The organism is Dolichospermum sp. UHCC 0259 (assembly GCF_009711935.1).
Taxonomy (GTDB): domain Bacteria; phylum Cyanobacteriota; class Cyanobacteriia; order Cyanobacteriales; family Nostocaceae; genus Dolichospermum.
This window is the reverse complement of sequence record NZ_VIKX01000166.1, coordinates 16,936-34,155: the sequence shown is the minus strand read 5'-3', so window position 1 is coordinate 34,155 and position 17,220 is coordinate 16,936. Positions and strand designations below refer to the sequence as shown.

16 protein-coding genes are annotated in these 17,220 nt (G+C 39.8%); 7 read left to right on the top strand and 9 right to left on the bottom strand.

Annotation, left to right across the window (positions count from 1 at the left end):
- Positions 1-105 precede the first annotated feature (105 nt).
- Complete coding sequence (locus FJR05_RS12955) at positions 106-1,680, bottom strand: photosystem II high light acclimation radical SAM protein (RefSeq protein WP_168644489.1); 1,575 nt, start codon at positions 1,678-1,680, stop codon at positions 106-108.
- 686 nt (positions 1,681-2,366) lie between these two features.
- On the opposite strand from FJR05_RS12955, the gene FJR05_RS12950 reads away from it, so the two are divergent.
- A complete protein-coding gene (locus FJR05_RS12950; protein WP_168644488.1) occupies positions 2,367-2,762 on the top strand; it encodes a DUF1830 domain-containing protein in 396 nt (131 codons plus the stop codon).
- Between the two features lie 236 nt (positions 2,763-2,998).
- On the opposite strand, the gene FJR05_RS12945 is transcribed toward FJR05_RS12950, so the two are convergent.
- Positions 2,999-3,409, bottom strand: a complete 411-nt coding sequence (locus tag FJR05_RS12945; protein ID WP_096666021.1) for an AbrB family transcriptional regulator — start codon at positions 3,407-3,409, stop codon at positions 2,999-3,001.
- A gap of 409 nt (positions 3,410-3,818) precedes the next feature.
- Here FJR05_RS12945 and FJR05_RS12940 point away from each other — a divergent pair, with 409 nt between their 5' ends.
- The 3 genes from FJR05_RS12940 (at position 3,819) to pyrR (ending at position 5,903) form a co-directional block, all read left to right on the top strand.
- Positions 3,819-4,262, top strand: coding sequence for an RrF2 family transcriptional regulator (locus FJR05_RS12940; RefSeq protein WP_096666024.1), 444 nt, complete (start codon positions 3,819-3,821; stop codon positions 4,260-4,262).
- 50 nt (positions 4,263-4,312) lie between these two features.
- A complete protein-coding gene (gene cbiB, locus FJR05_RS12935) occupies positions 4,313-5,263 on the top strand; it encodes an adenosylcobinamide-phosphate synthase CbiB (protein ID WP_168644487.1) in 951 nt (316 codons plus the stop codon).
- Positions 5,264-5,366: 103 nt separating this feature from the next.
- A complete protein-coding gene (gene pyrR, locus FJR05_RS12930; RefSeq protein ID WP_168644486.1) occupies positions 5,367-5,903 on the top strand; it encodes a bifunctional pyr operon transcriptional regulator/uracil phosphoribosyltransferase PyrR in 537 nt (178 codons plus the stop codon).
- Here pyrR and FJR05_RS12925 read toward each other — a convergent pair.
- The 5 genes from FJR05_RS12925 to pilM form a co-directional block, all read right to left on the bottom strand.
- On the bottom strand, positions 5,893-6,036 hold the full coding sequence (locus FJR05_RS12925; RefSeq protein ID WP_174783686.1) for a CopG family antitoxin: 144 nt from the start codon (positions 6,034-6,036) through the stop codon (positions 5,893-5,895). The genes pyrR and FJR05_RS12925 overlap by 11 nt on opposite strands.
- 153 nt (positions 6,037-6,189) lie before the next feature.
- The gene (locus FJR05_RS12920) at positions 6,190-8,796 is read right to left on the bottom strand and encodes a type IV pilus secretin family protein (protein WP_168644485.1); all 2,607 of its coding nucleotides are present in this window, start codon (positions 8,794-8,796) and stop codon (positions 6,190-6,192) included.
- A 92-nt stretch (positions 8,797-8,888) separates the two neighbouring features.
- Positions 8,889-9,650, bottom strand: coding sequence for a pilus assembly protein PilO (locus FJR05_RS12915; RefSeq protein ID WP_168644484.1), 762 nt, complete (start codon positions 9,648-9,650; stop codon positions 8,889-8,891).
- The gene (locus tag FJR05_RS12910) at positions 9,647-10,444 is read right to left on the bottom strand and encodes a PilN domain-containing protein (RefSeq protein WP_168644483.1); all 798 of its coding nucleotides are present in this window, start codon (positions 10,442-10,444) and stop codon (positions 9,647-9,649) included. The genes FJR05_RS12915 and FJR05_RS12910 overlap by 4 nt, the downstream gene beginning before the upstream one ends.
- Positions 10,445-10,448: 4 nt before the next feature.
- Positions 10,449-11,555 (bottom strand): type IV pilus biogenesis protein PilM, encoded by a 1,107-nt coding sequence (gene pilM / locus FJR05_RS12905; RefSeq protein WP_168644482.1) that lies wholly within the window; start codon positions 11,553-11,555, stop codon positions 10,449-10,451.
- A gap of 263 nt (positions 11,556-11,818) precedes the next feature.
- Between pilM and FJR05_RS12900 the strand changes: the two genes are divergently transcribed.
- The 3 genes from FJR05_RS12900 to FJR05_RS12890 all read left to right on the top strand — a co-directional run bounded on the left by FJR05_RS12900 (position 11,819) and on the right by FJR05_RS12890 (position 15,464).
- Positions 11,819-13,117 (top strand): sugar ABC transporter substrate-binding protein, encoded by a 1,299-nt coding sequence (locus FJR05_RS12900; protein ID WP_168644504.1) that lies wholly within the window; start codon positions 11,819-11,821, stop codon positions 13,115-13,117.
- 203 nt (positions 13,118-13,320) lie between these two features.
- Positions 13,321-14,553, top strand: coding sequence for a hypothetical protein (locus FJR05_RS12895; protein WP_168644481.1), 1,233 nt, complete (start codon positions 13,321-13,323; stop codon positions 14,551-14,553).
- 20 nt (positions 14,554-14,573) lie between these two features.
- The gene (locus FJR05_RS12890) at positions 14,574-15,464 is read left to right on the top strand and encodes a DUF4351 domain-containing protein (RefSeq protein ID WP_168644503.1); all 891 of its coding nucleotides are present in this window, start codon (positions 14,574-14,576) and stop codon (positions 15,462-15,464) included.
- A 66-nt stretch (positions 15,465-15,530) separates the two neighbouring features.
- Here FJR05_RS12890 and FJR05_RS12885 read toward each other — a convergent pair whose 3' ends face one another.
- Together FJR05_RS12885 and FJR05_RS12880 are read right to left on the bottom strand one after the other, a co-directional pair.
- Positions 15,531-16,787, bottom strand: a complete 1,257-nt coding sequence (locus tag FJR05_RS12885) for a folylpolyglutamate synthase/dihydrofolate synthase family protein (protein WP_168644502.1) — start codon at positions 16,785-16,787, stop codon at positions 15,531-15,533.
- A gap of 113 nt (positions 16,788-16,900) precedes the next feature.
- Positions 16,901-17,026, bottom strand: a complete 126-nt coding sequence (locus FJR05_RS12880; protein WP_168644480.1) for a photosystem II protein Y — start codon at positions 17,024-17,026, stop codon at positions 16,901-16,903.
- Between the last annotated feature and the right edge of the window lie 194 nt (positions 17,027-17,220).

Below are 17,220 nucleotides of genomic sequence, written 5' to 3'. Positions count from 1 at the left end.
CCCACCTGCGTGGGTTAAAATTTATTAGTCCGTGAAGACGGACTTTGTTTGTGTAGCCGCGTTCGCGGAGCGTGCCGGAGGCATCTTTCTAATCGCCCAGGAGTTTTAAGATACGCTAGCCAACTGTTTCTCTGGTTTTTCTATCGGTGCAGAAAGTGCATCTTCCAAATCAGCACAACCCAATTTGGCTTCTAAAATATTCATCACTTCCCGTCCGAAGTCATTGGGATTTTGTCGCCAAGCTTGTAAACAAACCTCCCCAAAGAAAGAACCTAATGGTTCAGGATTCCAGAGGAGTTTTTTGGCTGTCCAAGGCATTAAACTCATCGGATCATACCCTGGTTTGAGAATACCCTCTTTAAAGGCATATTCTTCTAAATGGGTATGGGGTTGGAGTCCAATGAAGAAAATAGCAGGTTCAACTTTATCCGCCCCGAAAATCCGTTCTAGTTCGCGGTGATAAGCGATAGTTTGACGAATAGTTTCGTGACGTTCATCAATCACATTAAAGGAATAGTTAACAGAAACTACATCATTGAAACCGGCAGATTTTAAATCACGACAATTTTGTAAAACAGTCCGCAAGTTATAACCCATTCGCATTTTCCGAACCAGTTCTTGAGAACCGCTGGTAATCCCGATTTCAAAATAATTCATGCCTGTTTTTACCATCAACTCACACAATTCGGGTGTTAGGTTGTCGGCTCTGATGTATGCTGCCCAATGGATATCCGACATTCCCGAATCAACGATTTTCTGGAGAAGTTCCACAGCATCATCAATGAATTTGCGGGCGGGGATAAATTGAGCATCTGTAAACCAAAAGTTGCGAATACCTCGGTTATATAATTCTCGAATTTCTGCTACAACTTCGTCACTAGGGTTAATGCGGACTTGTTTACCTTCAACTACTGTATAAACACAGTAACAGCAATTATGGGGACAACCGCGTTTGGTTTGGACACCAATATAAAAATCCTGTTCTTGCAGGTAATAATTAAATTCTGGCCAAATAGTTTCGATGTAATCGTAATTACAAACTGTTTTTTCTAGGGGTGTGGGTTGTTCATGAATTAGCCGTTGACGCGGTTGATTTTCTCCCACTACATAACAGCGTTCGTCCTGAAAATCTTCACCTTTGAGTAGTTTCGTGAGTAGGGTTTCTCCTTCACCAACGGAAATAATTGTTCCAGGTGGTAAGCTTTTACCCAACTGTTCATAAAAGACGCTAACTGCACCACCACCTAAGACTACACGGGCTTGAGATTGATATTTTTGGGCGCGTTTTAAACCCCGTTTAACTAATCCCAAATTACGCCATAGTTCTACATAATAAGCAATAAAAATTCTCAACCCACCCAAAGCACCACGCAATTTTATAAACGGGTTTTTTGCGTAGTAAAACTCAAAGGCGTTTTGGAGAGGATTGCCGCCTCGTCCACCTACTGGGGCGTAAATTTGAATATCTCGCCAGGAAAATACGAGTAAGGTGGGTTGAAACTCGTCAATACATCGGTCTAGGGCGGAAGCATAATCTAGGGGCGGGATTGTGCCTAAGTCAAAAATCCGCTGTTCTGCATGGGGAAATAATTTGTGGACATGATCGGAAAGATAGACAACCCCAATGGGAAAGATAGGGTTACAAGGAAGGCGAACGTAGAGGATTTTAGTTGCATTCATACGTGGTTTAACTGTAATGCTTGCCGTAGTTGAGGAAAAACTAGAGGAATTGTGAATTTGCTTCTGGCTGAACTAGTACACTGCGGTGTAAATAAGCCAACCATTCTCAATCACTAAAAAGCCTATGAACTATTATTTTTGACTTTTGACTTTTGACTTTTGACTTCCGCCCTGCGGTGTTAGCATTATCTTTGACATTTTAGTTGTTTTGTGGTATGCAAAAATTTTTGCCGTTAGCAATTAGAGTGAATGTGAAAACTGCACTGCATAAAATTTGCTTGTTATATATAGATGGGATTTATGAACGAAATTTTCATATACATTTACCATAACATCGAGTTTATGAATTTAGCGATGATTTTTCGTGGTAGTTCTGAAGATAGATGCAAGGAATAATTCAACTTACCAGGGGGGAGAAATTTGGGCGATAATAGGGGGAAATTCTTGTCTGTAAAGGATTTACGGAGATTTTAGCGGAAATAGAAATGTAGATTCTCATTTATCCTCCATTTTGTTAAGTAAATACAGATTTATTTACAAAATTTTTATAATCTCTATATATCTTTAGATAGAAATAATGCAGAAACTTGCAGTTGGTAGTCGCAGTTACAGTAACCGGGGATCATCGGGTGTTAGGTTTACTGATGTAATGTAAAATTGTGGAGCAAATAAGCTCTTCAGCAGTTATGGCTCAGATATTAGATCCTCTACCACCGGAGCATTCGGGAAAAATTCTCTGCTGCTACGTCAATGCCACGAGTAAAATCCAGGTGGCGCGTATCTCCAATATTCCTAACTGGTACTTTGAAAGGGTTGTCTTTCCTGGACAAAGGCTGGTGTTTGAAGTGCCTCCAGAAGCACAGATGGAAGTTCATACTGGGATGATGGCAAGTGCGATTATATCGGATACAATTCCGTGCGATCGCCTGATCATCCATGAACCTAGCTATGATGAGAGACAAGACAACTTATCTCCAGAGATAAATTCTAGTAGTAGTCATCCGATCAAGTCGGAAATTAATAAAAAAATTGTAGATACGACAAAATCTTTACAGACCGTTAAATTGGCATCTATTGATTAAAAACACAATGTTGCTAAATATGAAGGTTGCTGAATTCAGCAGCCTTTTTTATGTGGGGTTGGCTAATAGGGTGACATTAGCCATACAAGTTTTTCGCAAGGCAAAGTAGTCAGGATTTATCACATATTACCTGTTGCCTATTGTCCAAATTTTGGTAATCAGTCAGTTATTCAGCAGTCAGGGTTAAAATGCAACCACTGACAACTGACAACCTACAAATAACTAATGAATATCCATTAGGCTGTAGCTTCTACTTCGGCATCTTCTGTGGATTCCAAATCTACTTGCCGCAGTCGAATATGTTTTTTCCCTAAAGTAATGACAAACTCATCCCCAGGCTGAAGATTCATCTGTTTTGTATAAGCTGCACCGATTAATAAATTGCCATTTTGTTGGACACTAATTCTATAGCTGGCACTGCGACCGCCACGTCCATTGGCGCTGGGTGAACTATCCAACTGAATACCCTCAGCATCAATTAGGGCATTCAAGAATTTCATCATATTGACGCGCTCTATACCATTTTTGGTAACGGTATAGTAGCCACACTGTTTAGCTTTGTCGTCTTTGCTGATGGCTTCTAGCTCTTTAACTTTTTTGAGCAGTTCTTCGCCGACGAGGGGTTCAATTTTTTTCTGTTTAGGCATCAACTTAGGTCGAAAATGAATTTTTGAAGTTGTCAAGTGGATTTTATTTTAGCTGACATTGAACTAATAGGAACATAATCCTTTAATTTTTGGATCAGCCTAGCCAAGTATATTACACTCATAGACAAAATTGTTGCACTATTATCAATTTTGTTAAAAAATTATATGAAATATAATTACGATCATGCTGATAGCTACTATAGATATAGCAATCCTCAAGAAGATATGAATTTATTGATGTAGGCAGAGAACGGACAACAGGAGAAAATAGCCCTTATATATGTGATAAATTTTTTCAAGCATCAAATGGGAGTCTGATGTAGTATTCTTATTTAATTTGCAAAATTATCAAATCGGGTAGGGGTGAGGAGAGAGAGATTGGGAAAATAAAATTAATGATAACTGCTATATGAAACTAACGACAAGAGGACACTATAGTGTGAAAGCATTGCTAGATTTGAGTTTACGTCCAAAATATGGACCTGAATCTGTCAGAGCGATCGCCAAACGTCAAGATATTCCCGCTCCTTACCTAGAAAAACTACTCATAGAAATGCGTCGAGCCGGATTAGTCACATCAATTCGTGGTAGCGACGGTGGATACAAATTAGCCAAAAAACCAGCACTTATATCTATCGGCCAAATTTTAGAAGCAGTTGGTGAGAATATCACTAACTTACCCTTAAATAATCCCACACCCACTCAAACAGCAGATTGGGTAACATCCAGTCTCTGGAACAGACTCAACCAAAAGCTAAAAGAAGCCTTGTACAATATTACCCTGGCAGACCTTTATTATGATGCCCGCAGTTGGCAAGCATCTCAAGGAGAAGAAGCCAATTTTGTAGTTTAGTCAGGAGAAGGAGTCAGGAGTCAGGAGAAAGAAGAAAGAAGGAAGAATAAATGACATCTGCTGTTTTGGTTTTCGCTGCATTATTAGATTACTTAATAGGAGATCCTTGGGGTTGGCTTCATCCCGTGCAAGTCATGGGATGGGTAATTTCTCGCTTGAGTAAATTTGCCCTCCAATATTGTCAAAATCCTCTTTCTCAACGCCTCGCCGGCATTTTCTTAGGGATAATTGTGATAATTGGTAGTGGTTTGGTGGGTTGGATAATAGTTCAAGCTGCCAAATGGGTACATCCATTTTTAGGAATAGCAGTAGAAAGTATTCTTCTAGCCAGTTGTTTTGCTTTCAAAAGTTTACGAAATGCAGCAATGGAAGTTCTACAACCTTTAACAAATGGAGAATTAGAATCAGCGCAACAGGTATTAAGTAATTACGTCGGTAGAGATACAGCAAATCTTTCCGCAGCAGAAATTCTCAGAGCAGTTTTAGAAACAGTCACAGAAAACGCCACCGATGGCGTAATGGCTCCTCTCTTTTATACTATTATTGGTGCATTCATCCCCGTTATTGGTTCTGTCCCTTTAGCTTTAGCATATAAAGCCAGTAGCACCTTAGATTCAATGGTCGGTTATAAGGAAGCGCCTTATACTTATCTTGGTTGGTTTAGTGCGCGATGGGAAGATGGTTTAACTTGGTTGCCTTGTCGCTTAACAGTGATAACTTTATCATTATTATCCTTGAAACCTGTAAAAGTTTGGCGAATTTGTCGCCGCGATGCCATCAAAGATCCCAGTCCCAATTCTGGTTGGAGTGAATGCGCTTATGCTGCGGTTTTAGGGGTGCAAATGGGAGGCATAAATTGGTATCGTGGAGTAGCTAAAGAAAAACCACTTTTAGGAGATGCTATTTATCCCATTACACCAGATTCTATTGATCAAGCTTTACAATTAACCCGATATGCGTTTTTACTATGGTTAGGATTAGCAATATTTTTAATTCGTTAATTGTTAGTTGTAGTAAGGGTTTAGCAATGCTAAACCCCTACCTTTACCAATTACCAATTACCAATTACCAATTACCAATTACCAATTACCAATTACCCATCTTATGTCTACTAAAGTAGTTGAAATTCTCTCATCGGAAGAACTGCGTCGGACATTAACTCGTATAGCTTCTCAGATTATAGAAAGAACACGAGATCTATCTCAATTGTTACTTCTAGGCATTCATACTAGAGGAGTACCATTAGCTTATTCATTAGCTCGTCAAATAGAAATTCTCGAAGATGTCAGCGTTTCCGTAGGCTCTTTAGATATTACATTTTATCGTGATGATCTTGATAAAATCGGCTTGAGAACTCCAGAAAAAACCGATATTCCCTTTGATTTGACCGGAAAAACAGTGGTACTTGTAGATGATGTCATTTTTAAAGGCAGAACTATTCGTGCCGCTTTAAATGCCGTAAATGAATATGGTAGACCAGAAGTAATTCGTTTAGCTGTATTAGTAGATAGAGGCCATCGGGAAGTACCAATTCATCCAGATTTTGTTGGTAAAAAGTTACCCACAGCAAAAGAGGAAATTGTCAAAGTTTATCTACAAGATAGTGATGGACGAGACGCTGTGGAGTTAATTAGTAATTAAAATTTCCTTTTTTAGCCTTAAATTCAAAAGTGACTGGCTGAAAATTTCTAGAATAAAGATAATCTGATAAATCATCTGCTAAAAGTGCTTCTATTTCTGCATCCGTTTTGACTCTTGGGAAAGTTTTCTGCATAGGAGATTAAGTAAATTAGCATTAAAAGTTGTCATTATGGCAAGGCAAGAGTGAAGAAGTTTTGAGCGATTTTACTTTTTTTTACACAGTTTGGTTTTCTAGCTTTTGTTGGGTTTCGCTGTCGCTTAACCCAACCTACAAAAAATGTACTAATTACCGAGGCTGAACCTTCAAACCACGACGTTCCAGGATTTGCCGTACCTGGGGACTTGGTGTGTAATTATAACCATAGCTAGAACGCTCAGAGTCATCCATAACTTGAGGAGTAAGTAAGACAATTACCTCTCGACGCTCATTGGTTCTGTTGGACCTTCTAAACAGCGAACCAAGCAGGGGAATATCACCCAAGATAGGCAGTTTAGAAACAGTTGTCCGGTCTGAGTCTTGAATTATACCCGAAAGAATGAGTGTTTGACCGTCTCGTAAGCGGAGTTGACCAGAGGCCAGGCTTCTTGCGGCTAACAGAGTAATATCACCATCAGGACTACTTGTAGTCCCAGCTAGAGAAGAAACTGTAGGGGCAACAGACAAAGAAACAAAACCATTATCATCAATTCTTTCTACTCTCACTGTCAGGGTTAGCCCTGCGTTCTTGATGATAGGTTTTCTAGTCAAATTACCACCAACTATTATTTGTTCAATACCACCATATACTTCTGAAGTTAAAGCAACTGTTGCGTTCTGTCCTTCTTGGACAATTAGGGTAGGGTCAGTCAAAATCTTGGCATTGCCACTGGTAACTTGTGCTGTCAAACTAGCCAGAAACTTTTTAGGGAATTGGTATAAAGAAGGAAGGGCAGATGTTGCTGTTCCTAGAACTCCCGGTGTGAACGTAGTTACTGTCTTGGCAGGAACCTCGGCAACGGCAGGAACAATTATATTACCTTGTGCATCAACAACAGCAGGAACAGCAGGAACAGCAGGAGTATTTGTCACCGTAGTTATATCTTGTGTTCCCCGTGTAGATTCGGTGAAACCGGCTTCAAATGGATTCCCTGAAACCCCCGCTTTGCGGTTCAAGAATGATACACTGCCTCCTGTCCGCTCTTCTGAAAGGACACGCGCACCGTCTACAATTAATCTATTGCCTATTCCGGTGTTTGGAATAGGAGTACCGGGGTTATTCAAATCTAGGAAGGTTTGAGCGCCAGCATAAGGATTTTCAATCACAGGTGGACCACCACTAACATTGTTTGCAACTTCACTTGCTGTAGCTGGTCGAGAACCACCAAAGTTGAAAGTTGCTGCACCACCATCACTGGTAAAATAGCTATTACCAAGACCAAAGGAAAAACTAGAGTTAGTGTCTTGAATACCTAACAGGTTAACATCAATAATTTTGACGTTCACTACCACCTGGCGACGACGGACATCAAGTTGTACTAATTGAGATACTGCCATCTCTACCATCTTCGGACTACCAATTAATGTGACAGAATTGGTACGCTCATCGCCTGACGCTTGTAACCCTCTTAGTAAAGGTGTGGAATCTTTATATTCAATCCGTTGAGTCTCAATTTTTGTTTCTGTGGTAGTTTGGGTTTGGGTACTCACGGGAGCTACTCCACTCCCAACGGTTACAGCATTGACACTCGTAACTAATCGTTCCCTGCTGACGGCACTTTCTGCACCTAAAGCCACCAAGAAGTTTAACGCCACTCCCACTGTTACCTGATTCAGTCGTAAACTCCGCATGACGGTATCACGGGTGGAGTTAGGTAATTTAGTCCCTACAAAAATAGTGCGTCCAGTGCGGTTAGCTTCTAAAGCACTTAAACGCAGTACATAGTTAAAGACATCTTGTACAGGTTCGTTTTCTATATCTAGGGAAATAGTCTGAGATGGCTTAGTTGCAGTTTCCGCACCGGCATCTGCACCTGGTGCTTTTGCTGCTTCACCACCAATATAAACTACGTTTAAATTGGCAGCCCGCGCTAACAGTGATAAAACTTCTCTCACTGGTGCATCACGTAATACCAAGCGGGGAACTCGTTCTTGAGTACCTAAATCAATCACTGTGGGTGATGTATCAATATTCGATTGAGTAATATCTCCTACTGGTGGAGCGACGGCTCTGGGTAAGAAAGGAGGTGCTTGGTTATAAGGTTGATTTGGTCCTGCGGATTGGGCAATTTTACCGTCAATGGTGACTTGGGGGTTAGGGACTAGGATATCTGGACGTTTACCGGGTTCATCGGGTTTATATTCAGATGTGGTAGCTGGTGCTACTGGTACTTTCTCTGTGGGGTTGGTGGTAGCTGGTGCTGCTGATACTTTTTCTGTGGGGTTGGTAGTAGCCGGGGCTGCTAATACTTTTTCTGTGGGGTTGGTAGCAGTTGATGTTGTTGAGTTTGTGGTGGTGGTAAAGCCAAGGGTAATATTATTATCCTTTCGCATGACGGGCTGATTGCTGGGGGCATCATCAACACCTGTGACTGTCACCCGAATGCTGTTAGTGTCTAATTGTTTAACTTCAATAGTCTTGATGCCCGGTGCGGGGTTTTCTTGACGGAAGTTATCACCTTTGGGTAGACGCAGTTGGGCATTAATTACATCTGCAACTAAGGATTTGTCTTTTTTAGTTGTAAATACTTGGGGGCGATCGCCAGCAGCAGTTTTTAAAATGACACTGATTCCGCCCTCAATGGGATTGAGTTTGACATCAGTAATTTGTGTTAATTGTGCTAGGACTGGTTGGGCTGCTAAGAGTACACAAGCTGCCGCACTTGATACGAAAACACTATTATGAAACTGTTTCACAGTTCATTCCTCACATAAAATAAAAGTCTAAATTGTAACGTATAACAGGGAACAGGGAGAATTTTTGATTTTACCTTTTGCCTCAAATTTGATTATTTTTTCGGTTTTGCTGCTGTTTTAGCAGCTAAATCGGTTGTTTCTTCGGGAGTTAGTGGCATTAAAGCTTCTAGAGCAAAAGTTGTTGTTAGTTTACCGATACCGATTTGTACAGGGTTATCTTTATCATCTGACATCTCTGGTGTAGATAATTTGGACTGATAGTTTTTGACTAACAATAAAGGCTGTAATCGCTCAATGTTTCGCATAATTGATTGGGTTTGTTCAAAATCTCCCTCAATGTCTACATTGATAATACTGCGCTTGAGTTTATTGTTAACTTCTACCCCAAAACTGCCATCTTCTACGAGAACAGGTTTTTCAGAAATCGGGACAAATCTTTTGAGTTTAGCTCTAATGCTATTACCAAAAGCTTTACCATTACTGGAATCTATTAACCGACTGGTATCTAGTAATAGGGTATCTAAACTTTTTTCATCTGCAAATAAAGCTAAGATTTGTTTTTGTTGTTGTTTGGCTTCGACTAAATCGGCTTCTATTTTACCGATTTGTTGGGATTGGGCTTTCTTTTGTTCGACTTCTGTTTGGAGTTGATCTCGTTTGCTTTGCAGTTGTTGATAGTTATCCCAAGCGGGAAGTGCTATATTAAATAGCATATAACCCGCACCTGCTACACCTAAGAAGCCGACTAAGCCACCAATAATAGTTGGTGTTAAGGTGACACCAAAAACAACAGGACCAGAACTTTGAATCTCTGTACCTTTATCGGCAAAATTTAAATCATCACTGAATGTCATTGGGCAATGACTCCTACTTTTTTGATATTACGAAGTCTATCTACTAGTCCGACTGTGCCTTTTTTCTCTAATTCTTGAATTAAATCTGATGCTGGCACACTACTTAAACCTGTTTTAATAGTGTATTTAACTACTTGAATAGGTTTAATTTTTACATTAGATGTAGATGTATCAGCTTTTGGAGGCGAAAACCCTGTTATGGCTGGTGCATCCATTAATTCTGCTGTGATAATTCGGGTTTCTTCTTTGTTGAAGAATTTAGATTGTCCTAAACTGAGGGCAAAATCGTTGACTAAGGGGTATGAAATAGCAAAGCCAGAAATTTCTAAGAATCCAGCAGTGTTGGTGGTGGTGGCAGCTACGGCATCTTTACCAGGGGGAGAGGGGGCAATTTGATTGATGGTTTCGATTTGCACTTTGCTAGGAATGCGATCGCGCAAATCCTGTAACATTGCTGACCAAGGGCGTATCTGATCAAACACTGTGACTAAGGCTTTGGTTTGGACGTAAATGCCGGCTGTCTCTGCTTTAATTTTGTTAATGTTGGCTATTCTACTATCTAAACTCTTACCTTCCTCCTCTAGTTTGGCGATTTCTTGGTTGACTTCGGTGGTTTTCCCTTCCAGGATGGATAAACCAATAAATACTAAAGCTGGGAATACTAAACCTACTCCCACTCCTATATAGACTGGGATTAAGTTCCCTAGTTGAATAGGTTGTTTCTGAACTTTCGTTGCAGATTGCTTTTGATATTCTGGACGATCTTTAAGAAAGTTAATATCTAAACTGTACATTTTGTTACACCCCTCGCATTCCTAAACCCAGAATAATACCCAACCCGGGACGTTTAATTAAAGGATATTGTTCAGCATCTACCGTCAAAGACAAAGAAGTAATTGGATCTATTTGGGTAGTGGGCAAACTCAATCTTTGAGTAAAAAACTCGTCAATTTGTGGTAATCCTCCTCCTGGCCCTGCTAAAAGAATCTGTGCGACTTCTAGATTTTCACTTTGATTGAGGTAAAAATCAATGGAACGGCGCAGTTCATCGGCTAATTCTCCCAAAACTCTCAACATAGAAGCCATACCAGGATTACTACCTGTTACCCCGGTATTGATTGCATCTGGTGAGATTGTGGGAATAGTCATGCTCTCCAATATATCCATATCCCGTGATGTGGGTAAGTTCATGGCTTTTGATAGTGCTGCTTGTAGTTGATAAGTTCCTATTGGCACTGTTCGAGAAAATTGTGGCACACCATTGATGATGATGGCAATTTCTGTGCTATCAAATTCAATATCAACTAATACGGCTGCTTCTTCTGGGCCAAATAGCCGCAGTTGATCACGGATGGTGCGAATGAGGGCAAAACTGTTAATTTCTAAGATATCAACGGTTAATCCTGCCTGTTCAAAGGTATTCAAATAGGTCTGTGTGACATCTTTACGAGTCGCAACTAATAATACCTGCACTTTCTCGATGCCGTCTTCGTCTATAAAGTACCCAAGTTTCTGATAATCAACATCAGCTTCTTCCCGGTCATAGGGCAAATATAAGGAGGCTTCATGGTTAAGTACCATGTCTCGCAATTCTTTGTCATCTAATTCCGAGGGAACGGGAATTAAGCGAACGATCGCATCTCTTCCTGGGATACAAGTAGCTACACGGGTAGCTTTAGTTTTGCTTTGAGCGATCGCTTGCTGAATGATTTCGGACATTCCCGCAGGATCTGTAATTTGACCATCAGTAAATATACCTTCTGGTACTGGTACGGATGTCAAAGATTCAATTTTTAAGTTTTGGCGTTGTTTACGTAGTTGGACTACGTTCACCCGTTCCGGTGCTAGTTCAATCCCAATACCTTTATTGGATTTACCAAAGAAACTAGTAAAGGCTTTAACCACTGTTTTACCCGCTAGATTACAAAAATAAGGAGTCAGGAGTCAGGAGTCAGGAGTCAGGAGTCAGGAGTCAGGAGTCAGGAGTCAGGATGAAGAAAGAAGAAGAAGGAAGAAGGAAGAAGGAAGAAAATTACCTATTACCTATTACCCATTACCCATTACCATTACCCATTACCTATTACCACAATTGATATATCCTATAGTCTTCACAATTCTCTATCCTCTTTTTACCCAGATTAATTCTAAAAATACTACCACCTACGATGATGATTAGATTGCAAAAATTTAAACAACTGTTTTGTTTAGCATTACTAGGCTTATTTACTAGCTGGATTGTTAGTTGTAGCACAAGCAATGTTAATAATAATCCAAAACCTGCGGCTTCTGGGGTTGCCACCATTGAGTTTTGGACAATGCAACTCCAACCGCAATTTACCGACTATTTCCAAGGTCTGATTAAGACATTTGAATCACAAAACCCAAGTATCAAAGTTAAATGGGTAGATGTGCCTTGGTCGGCAATGGAGAACAAGATTCTAACAGCAGTCTCAGCAAAAACGCCACCAGATGTTGTTAACCTTAATCCTGACTTTGCATCCCAATTAGCAGGTAAAAATGCTTGGTTAGATTTAGATGCCAAAGTTCCCACTGAAGTCCGTTCTACTTATTTACCAAATATCTGGCAAGCAAGTAGCCTCAATGGTAAAAGTTTTGGGATTCCTTGGTATCTCACCACGCGACTAACTATTTATAACACCGATTTGTTAAAACAAGCGGGTATTCAGAAACCTCCTGCCACTTACGCAGAATTAGGGCAAGTAGCGCAACAAATTAAAGATAAAACTGGTAAGTATGCTTTCTTCGCTACCTTTGTCCCCCAAGACTCTGGTGAGGTGCTGGAATCTTTGGTACAAATGGGTGTAACTCTTGTTAATACTGAAGGTAAAGCTGGTTTTAATACCCCGCAAGGAAAAGCCGCTTTTCAATATTGGGTAGATTTGTATAAAAAAGGTTTGTTGCCAAAAGAGTCTTTAACTCAAGGGCATCGTCATGCTATAGATTTATACCAGTCTGGAGAAACGGCTTTTTTAGCTTCTGGTCCTGAATTTCTGAAAACTATTGCCAATAATGCCCCCAAGGTTGCCCAAGTTTCGGCAATTGCTCCCCAAATTACGGGTGATACTGGTAAGAAAAATGTCGCTGTGATGAATATAGTTATTCCTCGTGATAGTAAATATCCTGATCAGGCTGTTAAGTTTGCTTTATTTGTTACGAATGATGAAAACCAATTAGCCTTTGCTAAAGCTGCTAATGTGCTACCTTCTACAGTTAAGGCTTTATCTGATACTTATTTCCAGGAAGTTCCTGCTAATGCTACATCTGCGGAAAAAGGGCGGGTGATTAGTGCGGCACAATTAAAACAAGCGGAGGTATTGACTCCGAAACTTAAAGATTTTAAGGTTTTGCAAAAATCAATTTACGAGAATTTACAGGCGGCAATGTTAGGACAAAAGACCGTAGATAAAGCTGTGGAGGATGCGGCGCAGCAATGGGACAATAGGTAATTGGGAATTGGTGATTGGGAATTGGGAGTTAAGTAAGTATTCAGCTAAAGCCGGATTTTAGGGGTTTTGAAGTGGGGAGACTGACATCAGTAATTAATATTCAGAATGCTGACCAATTCAATTCTTGCTGATAGCTGTTCGCTGACGGCTGAATACTTACGGAGTTATTTCCTAACCTAACTCTTGAAAGTACAATTATTTCCATGAAGACGACAATTTTAATTCAAAGTCGAATTCCTCAACAGTCTATGCCCGCTTTTGCCCTTGTGTTTGCGCCATTTATCGTTGTTAAACGGGCTGTTAATTTCTTGAAATCGGCTTTAGAAGATTTGATTTGGGCAGAATTGATTCACGGGAAAACCCCGGACAATAATTTATTTCAAGCCGTCGCGTTTGTAGCTTTTTGTGTTTTTTGTCTTTTAGCCTATTTTGCGGATGATTTTTTGATTCCGCTGATTTTAATCCAGTCGGTGCTATGCCAGTGTGAACGATGGCTGACGAGATATATTTATTACAACGGCAAAGGAGCGATCGCCACTTTAGAAAAAACGGCCAATAGTTATCAATGGCAATTGACTTATCCTACTGGCAAAAGCGATAGCGAAGCGCTGCTGCAAGCAGTTCGCCGACGCTTTAAAATCCATGAAGTGGAAAGAATCGAAATTCGCCGCAGTCAGGTTTATATAGGGCTATCTGGACAACCGATAGCCGTAGTCTGGCAGATAGATTTACAACTTGTGGATATGAGCTTTTTACCGATTTCTACGGAGTCAAATCTAGGAACAGCGATCGCTAAAGTTCGTTCTCTTGCCCAAGAATTACAAGTTCCCTTTACTTTTGCCAAAAGTGAACCTCTACTCGCTAATCAACCCCGTAGCCACCTTTCATCATCTCTAATCTGTCGTCCTCAAGCTAAGGGTTGGCAGATAATTACAGGTTGGAAAATCGAGGATAATTGGAAATTGCTTGGTAAAATATTTGACAGGGCTGGCTTTCTTCTATTTGCAATTATTTTAGGTGGCTTTGCTGCTAAATTTGGTGATTTTTTAGTGCGCTTGTTTGTCGCATGGCGCGAAGAAGGGATGATTTTGCTAGATATGTCGCCGTTTTTTGAGGTAATGAATGGTTTGTCCAAGTTTGAGTGGTGGGGTTTGTTGGTTGCTTTGGGGATAATGGTATGGGAAGGGGCGCGGTTGAGTTTGGTTAAGCAGTTGATTTGCGATTCCTATGTATTACGATTACAAATAGCTGGGAAACAAGTAGCTTGCATTTCTAAGGAAGTAGAAGGAATAGTTTTTTTCCCCCAACCAACACCTTTATTAGCTATTTGGGATAAAAACAATCAAACAATTGAAATCACGGATTTACCACATTTAGACGATTACCGCGAAATCGGTTTTCAAGTCTCTCAATATCTAATTTCTGACAAAAAATAACCAATTAAATACAAATTTATATAACAAGATTTATTCATGATCAATTCGCCAAAGACTATTTAGAAGAACTACTCAAAAATTATGGAGAAGTTCAAGCACCTAGTCGCGTCCCAGGAGAAGTCCGAGAAATTGATGTTTACTTTTCTCCCTATCCCCAAGCAAATCCTAGTTTACAGCTTTTAGGTCTATTAGGTAAATTTGCATCTAATCCTGCGATTTTTGAACCATTTCGCAATCCTGCCTCAGCCGATGAAATTTGTGATTGTTTGTTAAAGTTATTAGAAGTAAGAGGAGTCTTAAAAAGAGAAGCAAAACGCAATAAAACAAATCTGCAAGAAACAGAAACTCCGAAATTATGGATACTGACACCCACAGCCTCGCCAGAGATTTTATCTGGTTTTAATACTACCTTAGAAACCGATTCTTTACCGGGTATATACTATTTAGGTTCAGCATTGCGGACAGCCATAGTTGTGATTCATCAACTACCCCGGACAAATGAAACTCTTTGGATTAGAATGTTAGGAAGGGGAACTGTTCAAAAACAGGCTATTGAGGAATTAGCGGAGTTAGCGCCCAGTCACCCTTTTAGAAGAATCACGTTAGAATTATTGTACAACCTGCAAAAACATCTGGGAGTCAATCAAGAACCAGAAGACAAGGAGATAATTATGAGACTAGCACCACTGTATCAACAAGATAGAGAGTTGGCGGTTCAGGAAGGAAAAATTGAAGGAGAAATATTGTTAATTATCCGTCAATTAAACCGACGTATTGGCGAAATTCCAGTTTCTTTAATTGAAAGGATTCAAAAATTACCACTGGATAAGTTAGAAATTTTGGGAGTGGAATTATTAGATTTTACCAACACCGATGATTTAGAGGCTTGGTTTAATCAAAATCAAGAATAAAACTTCAGGAATCAACTCAATCAATATCCTAATACCCGAAAAATCCAATTTTTAGATGAAATAGGATTAGTCTCTAATTCCTGACAAAAAATAACCAATTAAATACAAAGAACCACATAATACAACTTGATTATCTGTACCACTAAAAGCAGAATCTAAAGCAGAATATACATCTGCATAAGAATTACAAAAATGTAAATCTGGACAAATTGATGTTGCTAATTTAGTTAATTCTACCAAATCTGCTGAATTGCTATCGGGTACTGGCACTAAATATAATTTATCTCCTGGTTTGAGAAGTTCCTGAAAAATATCACCATGATCTTTAGTAGCCAGCATTCCCATTACCCAAGTTATATTTTTGGTGTTGAAACTATCTACATAATCACGTAAAACTGTGGCTGAGGCTGGGTTGTGTGCGCCGTCAATGAGGAGTTTTTGACTTTTCCACGTTGTCCATTGCATTCTCCCTGGCCACTTGGTTTTACCCATGCCTTGAATAATTGCTTCCTCGGAAATTTGCCAATTTTGTTTTTGCAAAATTTCTAAAGCAGCTAAAGCTAATGCGGAATTATGTAATTGAATTTGTCCCTGTAATGGTAAGGGATATTTGATTGTTTCTGGACTTGTTATTTTTTGATATTCTGCCCAGTTTGGATTAATTTGATGAGATGGTTGTGGGGTAAAAATTGGGCATTGTAATTCTATGATACGGTGTTGCACGACTTTTTGAGCATCTTCTGGTAACGAACCCACTACCACCGGACATCCTGGTTTGATAATTCCGGCTTTTTCTCTGGCAATATGGGCTACAGTTGGTCCAAGTTGTTGCCAATGTTCTCGACTTATAGAAGTAATGACTGTCACCAAAGGATTGTTACAAACGTTTGTGGCATCTAAACGCCCTCCTAATCCTACTTCAATGACGGCAATATCAACTTGTTGCTGGGCAAAATACAACCAAGCCGCAGCGGTAATGACTTCAAATTGAGTGGGTGATTCTTCGTCTAGATTAATAGCTGCTTGAACTTGTAGTATTAATTCACACAGATTATTACTATCAATTGGCTGTTCATTAATACAGATTCTTTCTGTCCAATCTATTAAATGGGGAGATGTGTAGCGTCCGGTTTTATAACCAGCCTCAGTAAGTACCGCAGACAGATAAGCACAAACAGAACCTTTACCATTAGTTCCAGCTACGTGAATAATTGGCACTTGGTGATGGGGATTTCCCAACTTTGCCAATAAATTGACAATCCGAGATAATCCCAAATTCACACCAAAATGCTGAAAGGGTTGAAGTAAAGAATCTATGTTCATGGGTGATTGGTGATTGGTAATTGGTGATTGGTAATTGGTAATTGGTAATTTTTTCCCTTCTTCCCTTCTTCCCTTCTTCACTGTCACCTGTCACCTGTCACCTGTCACCTAAATTATGCTTCTCTGCTCAAAAAGTTTTGTATTTGTCTAAGGGCAGCAGCACCGATATTGAAAACAGCCCAACCGGCAGCGATCGCTACAGGTGCTAAAACAATTAATACACGATTATCAATGTCCATATCTAGAAGCCCTCTGTAAATTAAAAAATCTTAAGTTTTGTCAACAGTTCTCAATTTTCATTTTTATCTAAATTGGGAAATTTTTCCCAGATTCTATGTAAAGTTTGATTAAAAGTCATTGGTCAGTTGTCAATTGTCAGTTGCAAAAGAATATTTATCTCCTCTGCCTCTCTGCTCCTCTGCTCCTCTGCTCC

Coding starts and splice junctions, on each gene's coding strand:
- FJR05_RS12950 (WP_168644488.1), top strand. CDS start 2,367: ATGGCTCAGATATTAGATCCTCTACCACCGGAGCATTCGGGAAAAATT.
- FJR05_RS12955 (WP_168644489.1), bottom strand. CDS start 1,680: ATGAATGCAACTAAAATCCTCTACGTTCGCCTTCCTTGTAACCCTATC.
- FJR05_RS12910 (WP_168644483.1), bottom strand. CDS start 10,444: ATGTACAGTTTAGATATTAACTTTCTTAAAGATCGTCCAGAATATCAA.
- FJR05_RS12880 (WP_168644480.1), bottom strand. CDS start 17,026: ATGGACATTGATAATCGTGTATTAATTGTTTTAGCACCTGTAGCGATC.
- FJR05_RS12895 (WP_168644481.1), top strand. CDS start 13,321: ATGAAGACGACAATTTTAATTCAAAGTCGAATTCCTCAACAGTCTATG.
- FJR05_RS12915 (WP_168644484.1), bottom strand. CDS start 9,650: ATGACATTCAGTGATGATTTAAATTTTGCCGATAAAGGTACAGAGATT.
- FJR05_RS12925 (WP_174783686.1), bottom strand. CDS start 6,036: ATGCAGAAAACTTTCCCAAGAGTCAAAACGGATGCAGAAATAGAAGCA.
- pyrR (WP_168644486.1), top strand. CDS start 5,367: ATGTCTACTAAAGTAGTTGAAATTCTCTCATCGGAAGAACTGCGTCGG.
- FJR05_RS12885 (WP_168644502.1), bottom strand. CDS start 16,787: ATGAACATAGATTCTTTACTTCAACCCTTTCAGCATTTTGGTGTGAAT.
- FJR05_RS12945 (WP_096666021.1), bottom strand. CDS start 3,409: ATGCCTAAACAGAAAAAAATTGAACCCCTCGTCGGCGAAGAACTGCTC.
- FJR05_RS12940 (WP_096666024.1), top strand. CDS start 3,819: ATGAAACTAACGACAAGAGGACACTATAGTGTGAAAGCATTGCTAGAT.
- FJR05_RS12900 (WP_168644504.1), top strand. CDS start 11,819: ATGATTAGATTGCAAAAATTTAAACAACTGTTTTGTTTAGCATTACTA.
- cbiB (WP_168644487.1), top strand. CDS start 4,313: ATGACATCTGCTGTTTTGGTTTTCGCTGCATTATTAGATTACTTAATA.